The 7875-nt window shown below is 47.1% G+C and carries 6 protein-coding genes and 1 pseudogene; 1 reads left to right on the forward strand and 6 read right to left on the reverse strand.

Annotated features, from left to right (window positions below; all coding sequences use genetic code 11):
• Positions 1-1495: pseudogene (locus QT974_RS07045) on the reverse strand (hypothetical protein); the annotation flags it as partial.
• A gap of 40 nt (positions 1496-1535) precedes the next feature.
• Entirely contained in the window at positions 1536-2123 is a 588-nt protein-coding gene (locus QT974_RS07050; RefSeq protein WP_333467806.1) for a hypothetical protein, read from the reverse strand.
• Here QT974_RS07050 and QT974_RS07055 point away from each other — a divergent pair.
• Positions 2098-2505, forward strand: a complete 408-nt coding sequence (locus QT974_RS07055; protein WP_333467807.1) for a hypothetical protein — start codon at positions 2098-2100, stop codon at positions 2503-2505. The two genes, QT974_RS07050 and QT974_RS07055, sit on opposite strands and share 26 nt — an antisense overlap.
• Here QT974_RS07055 and QT974_RS07060 read toward each other — a convergent pair.
• From QT974_RS07060 to QT974_RS07075, 4 genes are all read right to left on the reverse strand, one after another.
• Positions 2477-4456, reverse strand: a complete 1980-nt coding sequence (locus QT974_RS07060) for a hypothetical protein (RefSeq protein ID WP_333467808.1) — start codon at positions 4454-4456, stop codon at positions 2477-2479. The genes QT974_RS07055 and QT974_RS07060 overlap by 29 nt on opposite strands.
• A 51-nt stretch (positions 4457-4507) precedes the next feature.
• Entirely contained in the window at positions 4508-5293 is a 786-nt protein-coding gene (locus tag QT974_RS07065) for a hypothetical protein (RefSeq protein ID WP_333467809.1), read from the reverse strand.
• A gap of 312 nt (positions 5294-5605) precedes the next feature.
• Positions 5606-6718: a hypothetical protein gene (locus QT974_RS07070; protein ID WP_333467810.1), complete on the reverse strand. Its 1113-nt coding sequence runs from the start codon at positions 6716-6718 to the stop codon at positions 5606-5608.
• Positions 6719-6853: 135 nt separating this feature from the next.
• The gene (locus QT974_RS07075; protein ID WP_333467811.1) at positions 6854-7630 is read right to left on the reverse strand and encodes a hypothetical protein; all 777 of its coding nucleotides are present in this window, start codon (positions 7628-7630) and stop codon (positions 6854-6856) included.
• Positions 7631-7875: the final 245 nt, after the last annotated feature.

Here is a 7875-nt window from a genome sequence, read left to right on the forward strand (position 1 = left end):
TATCTGAATTGGATGCTCTGGATGTATCTGAATTGGATGCTCTGGATGTATCTGAGCTGGACGTATCTGATTTGGACGTATCTGATTTGGACGTGCCTGCGACCGACGTGTCCGATTTGGATGCACCTGCGACCGACGTATCCGAGTTGCCAGAAGCTGTACCGGTGCTGCTGCCATCCCGTTTTTGCGTCGAAGGAGACGCGGCATGAGTGGGAGTTGAGGCTCCTCCAACACTGGGAGAAACTGCATCTACAGACCCCAAAAACACATCGCTGAACTTCTCTTCGTAAGCCAGCCAAGGAATCGGGCCAAGGTAGTAGGGCGTACAGCCCAAATCCACAAATGCCGATCGGGAACAAAACCTCAAAAATAGCGCCGTTGTGAATCGGCCCTGAGTCTCGGAAACATCCCACACCGCTACTTTGAACGCAGGCCCGAATGGCAATCTACCGGTCGGCTCTTTGCCGCCGTTGACTTTGCCGAGAATCCCGCGCCCTCCTTTAACAGTCTGGTATTTGCCGGAAACCCACTGCCGGCCGCGCACCAATTCCGAGCCGGAAAATTCAACATGAGCGCATTCTTGCTGACAGGGAACTCCAAAACCCTCAACATCTGAACCGGACATGGTTCGAGCTCTGTTTTGTTCTTTGGTACCAAACACGATATCTACGGTGCCGACTGATGTACCGACGGGAGAAATACCGCCGGGAAGCTTGGATAGGGGTACATCCTTAAGACCCGGAACATCGCTAATCTTGACTGCTTGCCATTTATCGAGAGTTCCCAAAGGCGTTTTTTCTAAATTGGGAATTGATTTGAGAGGGTAATTTTGCAGGGGCAAACTCGACATCGACAGGCTCCCCAAATGAGGAGATTCTTTGAGAAAAGAGCCTAAAGTTTGTTGGGGGTTAAACTGCTGCAATTGCTGAAAATTCAGGCTCGTCTTCAGCAAATCCAAGACTGGTTTTACTTGAGCGATCGGGAAATTAGCTAAATTTGGAACTGCTTTCACCAAAGAAGTCAAATTTTGCAAGCTAGACAAGCCAAAATCTGAGAGTTTCAAACTGTCTAAATTAGTGCCGACAATTTGGGAGATATTTTCTAGGTTAAATGTCTGAATTTTAAAACTGTCTTGAAAATCCCCCAAATTAAATACTTTGTCCAAAGTTGTGCCAGCCGGAAACGAGCGAGAAGGATCGAAACCTAGGGATTGAGCACTACTCCGATCTACTGACAAACTACCTGCTTCTTTGAGGGCGGGCATCGAACCGAATGTAATTTTGTTCCACTCCGGCAGTTGAGTTCCATTCCAAGGAAATGTGGGTACTCCAAGACTCGCCTGTTGGGGAGCAGGCAAAATTTGAGCTTTTACGCTGATGCCTATGACTACTAAACTCAAACTAAAAAATAGGCATATCCACAAGCCAGAAATGAAAGTTTTCAAATGCCCAAATATTGCTTTATCTCTTGTATTTACCTTTCTCAAAGTGTTCATTGTTTTACCCAAGAAAATCATTGTTTTACCCAAAAAAGTTTTAAATATTTGAGCCGGATAACACTCCTAAAGTTTGGAGTTTGTACAGCAATTCCAAAGAAACTCCTGAAGCGGCAGCAGCAGCCCTGACACTTTGACCACCCTTCAAACGGCTCACAAAATCTCGCACTCTATTCCAAATAGGTGAATTCTGGGGGTAAAGCGAAACCGAAGTGGCGATCGCGGCTCCCCTTTCTACAGCTTGAGCAGCGATCGCTGTGGGACGTACTTCTACCTGCGGGGCGATCGCAGGAACAGGCTGCGGATTCTCTATAGCAATGGAAAAAACTGTTTGCTTTGCGCGAGCCGACGGTATCACTTCAAACAAATAAATATTGCGCTTTCCGCCACCAGTTGCTGCCATTACTGAGAGCAATGAAGAATGTGAAACCAGAACGCCCGGAAAATTCAAACGCTCGATCGCCCGCAGATGTAACGCTGTCGCCTCGCCTTTGCACTCACCAATTCTCGGCAAACCCGACAAACAACCGTTCGCATCAACAACTATTGCAGAAGGGTCATCGAGCCAAACTTTTTCTATGAACTCCCCATCGGGGACAGAGATGCTAACTCCAATTCCGGGACTCAAAAATACCTGGTACGGAGCCCCCAACTTTCCCAGCGCACGCTCTACCGATACCGTGTCGCGGGAAGGAGCTAATACAGGAACTGATTCCGTATTACTAGAAGGAGCTAATGCAGGAACTGATTCCGTGTTGCTGCTAAAAGGAATCAATACAGGAACTGATTCCGTATTACTAGAAGGAGCTAATGCAGGAACTGATTCCGTGCTGCGGGAAGGAGCTAATGCAGGAACTGATTCCGTGTTGCTCGAAGGAATCAATACAGGAACTGATGCCAACACCGCAGGATTTGCAAGCACAGATGACTGCACCGAAAAACAAAGCGCACAAACTACTGTCGGAACCTTCAACACAACTTTTACCTCCCAAGTTCAAAACTGGAATTAACAAAAATCAACACTTCGGTTTTTGCTGGAACATACCAGAGAGGTGGCCGAGATTGAATTTCAGCAGACGCTTGCTGGTTGCGCTGTAGAATTTGCTGCAACACCGGGGTTGCGCCACCTTGCATCACAGCCCCCAAAATATTGGGACTTCCCCTCGTCACGCTGGAGCTCGATCCGAACGCGCTTTGTGTAGAAGATTCGCTCGTAGGTTGATTGAGCCGTTCCCCAACTTGCTGGGCAGCACCTAAAACAAACGCAGTCATATCCATCCGAAATAGATCCGAACCTCCTGTGGTGCGGCGTGTTGCCATCAGTGGTTCTCCCGAGCGCCCCCGGACAGAAACTGCATTGCGGGGCAAGCGGTATTCTGCCAAACCGTCTACGGCAGCCACTGCATGAGCTTCCACATACCCGTTGGTAAGCACGCGGTCTACTTGAAAAATTATGAGAGCGCTCTGAGGAAGCGCCACCGTGCCATCTTGCGCCATCAGGGGCATTTTTAAAGAAACAGCAAACCTCTCGCCCACACCCTCAGACGGGGACGCAGAGTTGCCGGAAAATGCTACAGCAGGGACTGCAAGAGTACCGGCTAGTGACTGACCCGCAAAAACAACCAGACCCGGAGCGTCTACGGGTGCAACCGTTTCACCTGTCGGAGGTGGAACTGCCCGGCCGCCCAAATCATCAGGACTTGAAGCCTGAGCGGCAACAGAAACGGCAGAGCGAAAGTTTGTAACTCCATCTCTGGGAACGGGCTGTTCCTGAACTGCTCCTGGGTTCAAAACAGAAGGACTTGCACTTACTCCGGCGTCCGCTTCCAAAGTCCCGTTCCGAACTGCCCCTGGATTTAAAACAGGAGGGCTTGCACTCGCAAGAGTCGGAGCTTCCAAAGCCCCGTTTTTAGACCCCTGTCCGAAACTTCCCAAAGCTGCCAATTGGGCCCACTGCCGATGCGGATCTGGCGGTGGCACAGGGGATGCAGGCCTCGGCGGCGGAATTTGTATTCTTTGTGGCTGTTCCCGAACGACAGGAATACTTTGCACCCTTGGCGGCGGTTGAATTCTCGGCACTGGTTTCTCAACATCCAGCACTCTCGCCGGTGGCGGGGGAAGGTAAGACCGATCGGGCGGCGGGTCTGGGACTACCGCTTGACTCCGCACTGAATCCGAAACGGGCGGCAAAGAGGCAGCAGTTGGAGCTGGAGTGTCGATCGCGGTGGGTGCTGGCGTTTTCTGTGCGCTAGGAGACTTCAGGTTTGAATCGGACGAGGAATCCTTGGGAACCGCCAAATTCGATGTTTTCGGTGCGCGGGAATTTCTTTCAGATTCGATCGCGCTCAGTTTCTGTTGCTGAGAACCTACAGCCGCCTGCGTTTTGTAATCGCCTACATCCTGCTTTACGCCACCTTCTACTTTGGGTTTTGGTTCGGGAGAAGGACTTGCCTGCACTTTGACCGTCTCGGGCTTCTTTTCTCCCATAATCCCGCTTAAAAAAACCGCTGCTATCAAAAAAGCCACGCCCAGCATTGCTCCTACCACGGAAACTTTGGCAAACGGATTTTTGGCTAAAGTCGGCTTCGTAGCAGCATTGCTGGGGTCTTCAAACATATCCGCCATTGAATTTCGGCGGGGTGCTACTGCAACACCTTCTGAGCCAGAAACGCCCGACAGTGCTCCGAAGAACTCACCTTCTGCCTCACCTTCTGCCTCACCTTCTGCCTCACTTTTTGGCTCATTTTCTGTCTCTCCCTCACCTTCGGGTTCACTCGAAGACTCACTTTCTCTAGAACTACCAGTAGGGCTACCGTATTCCAAACCGGGATCTAAATCTTTTTTAAAAGAAACCCCATCAAAATTCAAGATTTTAGCAAGTTCCTCTTCGTTCCAAATATCCGCTTCGGAATCGGTTTTCCCTCCGGGTAACACTGCATATTTTCCTTCAGATTCTTTCATCTTAAATCTCCAGTTCTAACTGTTTTACTACCTACACCAGTTCAAAAATTTTCATTTCAAGTTCTCCAAATCTAAATCTCTGATTGCATAAATCTCTAAACCAGAAGCCCTAATTGAGTGTATGGCTTTAACAATGCCGTCGGCTTCTAAAGGATAATTGGGCGGTTCTACAGAACGAACGAATACCTCTTTATTAAATGGGATGACTTGAGACATTGCGTCGGAAGTATTCAAGACATTCAAATAAGAAACTACTCGCACTTTCCACTTGCCCTCATCAATTTTTACCGGCTCGCTCAAATCGGTAAGAATAAATATCACCTTGACGCTGCCGTTAAAGATGCTTGGAGGAGTCATTTTCGAGAGAGCAGTACGAAACTGTTCTCGAAAATCTTCAGAGAGTACAAAGCACGCTTGCCAAGCAGCAGTTGCAATCCTGCCTCCGTTGGCGATCTCAATTCCGGGGTCGGGTTTGCGGTTAACTTGTTCTTCAGGAGAATACGCCGGCAGCGCGCCATCCCAAGTCAGCAGTGCGTGAAGCGATTGAGAAACAAACCTACTGATAGCTGGGCTTGACCTCTCTTTCGCGTCCATCGGTGCCGCAGAAAAAGAAGATCCGTCGCTGAGTTGTACCAGAGTTGGCACGGGCTTAGAAGCCAATCGCGACATTGACCCGTAAAGCAAAAACATCGCAAACAGAACTGCTAGCTGACAGCAAAATGATGCGGTCGAAACTACTCCCAACCAATCACGCGGCGAGGGGCTGCGAGCTCTATCCAAAAAATCTAATTTCTTCTTTTTCTGTTTTAAATCCTGATTCTTTTCGGCTGTATTCATAACAGTATTTTCCTTTGTGAATTTGCGTGAATTGAATCTTCTCTAATTAAATCAATTACATTGTCGTCAATTGGCTCGTATGGTGAATCGGATTAATTACATTCTCGTAAATTGGCTCATGTGATGAATCGGGTTAATTACATTCTCGTAAATTGCGTCAATTGCCTAGTCATCTATCGGAGCCAGCGTATTTTCATAAATTACACCGCTCGTATTTTAGTAAATTGCATTAATTGCCTAATCATCAATCGTGTCAGCATAACTTCATCAATTACATCGTGGTCAACCTGGTCTAGCGCATCATAAATTGTATCAATCGGTACTTTGAACTACTGAATCAGTTGCTTTGCTAGCTGCTGACTTACCGGCAGAAAACGACCCGGCAATCCGCCCAGCGGCAGAACCCGCAAAGCTCATCCCTCCAGACATAAATGTCTGTCCCAAAGTAGACAGGCTTGTAAAAACTGCCATGCCCGCTCCTGCTGCCAAAACTAATGACAGCACCGGTGCAATAATCCCCACGCAAATTGCAAATACTAAATCCATCCCCGATTTTGAATTGATAAATAAAGTGGCTGTCAAACCGGAAATAATATTGAAGCAAATCTTCACCATTCCAATGCTAAAAAAACCTGTAAGCCAAGCAAAAATAGCTTTCTGCCCAACTGGTAAAAGCGAACCACCCATTGCTAAAGGGCCCAACAGACCTGTCAGTAACATCGAAATCTCAACTATCCATTGAAATGCCATACCAAAAGCCAAAAGCAGACCTTTGACAAACAAAACTAACTGTGTTTGCAGTTGAGCTACTGCGCCATCCACTGCACCTTTTATCAAATTTGGATTCAAGCCACCACCCGAAGGGGATTTCGGCATACTTTCTGCTTGTTTTTGCACTTTTTCAAGGCAGGTTTTTTGCAAGGCAGGCGGCTCCAGCGAACACTGCTGGAGCTGTCCCCTCAAAGCATCATTCATGCCAACAGACATCATCGCTTGCCTGTAAGCAGCTTGTAAATCCATTGAGCCGGAGGTTGACTCTAAAAAAGAGCGGTTGGCCTCGTTAATTATATTTCTTAAGCCGATCGTTCCTTTCGACAAATTAGCGCCGCTATTGCTAAGAAATATGATGACTATTATCGGCCAGATTAACTCACTGAAGGCTTCTATGTTTTCATCGTACATCATAGCTTTTGTCCAATTCACCATGAACAAAACAAAAGTGCCGATCGCAAAAAATAACCCCAGTTTGCAAATTGCCGCGTACAAACCGCCTCCGAGAACATCATTCCACAGCCCGTCCATCGACTGACTGACTAGGTTTGAGGCTTGTTCTCCCTGCTTGGTGATGTCGGTGACAGCTTGACCGAAATTGCCGTCTCCTACTGTTGCAAAGTAAAAGATGAAGTAAAAAGTGAAGTAAAACATGGCAGTTAAACAAATGAATCAATGAAAAGGAGTCAGAATCCAGGAGTTAGGAGTCAGAATGGAATATAGATTCTATATTCTGTAATAATTCATGCGCTAATTCTGAATACAGATTCCTGAATTATTTCAGTAAATCTAAAAAAGCTTTGCTTGTGATGCAGTTTCCAAATTGCCTAATCCCTGAGCTGCTTGCTCGGTCTTTTGAAGCTGAATTTGACTGTCTTGAGCCTTCGATATATTAGAGAGGAGGACGTTACTTTGAGCTCGACTCTGCTCAGCTTTCAAGGCATCTGCGCGAACAGAACCCAAGGTGTTGGCTATCTCGTTGTTTTGACTGGCTAAACGCTTCATCACGTCTTGAGTAACCACGTCCCCTTGAGCTTGTTCGCTGAATTGCTGCACTTTTTTAACCGAATCTTGCGTTGCAGCAGCTTGTTCTACTTGCTGCTTTTGTCCGGCCTCTGATAGCGTTCCGGCTGCTGTCGCCCTCGCAGATTCCCTGTCAATTTCGTTAGCTAATTCTGTTGCTTTGTTTACCTGCAAATCTTTCGCACCGATACTCTTTTCCACTGCGTCACGGCTTTTTGCGGGGTCGGGAAGTCCCAAGTCACCCATAGCTTGACTCACGGCTGACTGCAAATCGTTGCCCAAATTTTTGGACATATCTTGCAGTTTGACCATCAGCGTTTTTTCTACATAAGAACGCAAGGATTCTACTTGCTGGCTGAACTGTTGCAAAACTAACTCTAAGGGATTGCTCGTAGCACCTGAAGCGGCTTGAACCTGTGGCGCATAAACCAGAGGCACTGCTACCAATAATCCTAAAATTAAACCGCCTGCTATGAGTTTAATTTCTAGTTTGTGCGTTGCCTCTGCAATTTTGCTGTTCGAGCCTAAATCATTAGTTTCCATTTCAAAACTCCTACTTTGATAGTTGACAGTTGACAGTTGACAGTTGACAGTTGACAGTTGATAGTTGATAGTTGATAGTTGGGCTTTAAGTTGAGATGTTGTTAGTTAGTTGTTAGTTGTTGGTTTTGAGTTGTTAGTTGTTAGTTGTTAGTTGTTAGTTCTTGGGCTTTGAGTTGTTGGTTATTGGCTATTGGCTGTTGGCTGTTGGCTGTTGGTTGTTGGTTGTTGGCTGTTGGCTGTTGGCT

It is taken from the genome of Microcoleus sp. BM001215392 (assembly GCF_036700185.1).
In the GTDB taxonomy this organism is placed as follows: domain Bacteria; phylum Cyanobacteriota; class Cyanobacteriia; order Cyanobacteriales; family Microcoleaceae; genus Microcoleus.

What these genes read in the sequence shown, in the direction of transcription:
- QT974_RS07060 (WP_333467808.1), bottom strand. Translation starts at nt 4,456, where the DNA reads ATGAAAGAATCTGAAGGAAAATATGCAGTGTTACCCGGAGGGAAAACC.
- QT974_RS07075 (WP_333467811.1), bottom strand. Translation starts at nt 7,630, where the DNA reads ATGGAAACTAATGATTTAGGCTCGAACAGCAAAATTGCAGAGGCAACG.
- QT974_RS07065 (WP_333467809.1), bottom strand. Translation starts at nt 5,293, where the DNA reads ATGAATACAGCCGAAAAGAATCAGGATTTAAAACAGAAAAAGAAGAAA.
- QT974_RS07070 (WP_333467810.1), bottom strand. Translation starts at nt 6,718, where the DNA reads ATGTTTTACTTCACTTTTTACTTCATCTTTTACTTTGCAACAGTAGGA.
- QT974_RS07055 (WP_333467807.1), top strand. Translation starts at nt 2,098, where the DNA reads ATGCTAACTCCAATTCCGGGACTCAAAAATACCTGGTACGGAGCCCCC.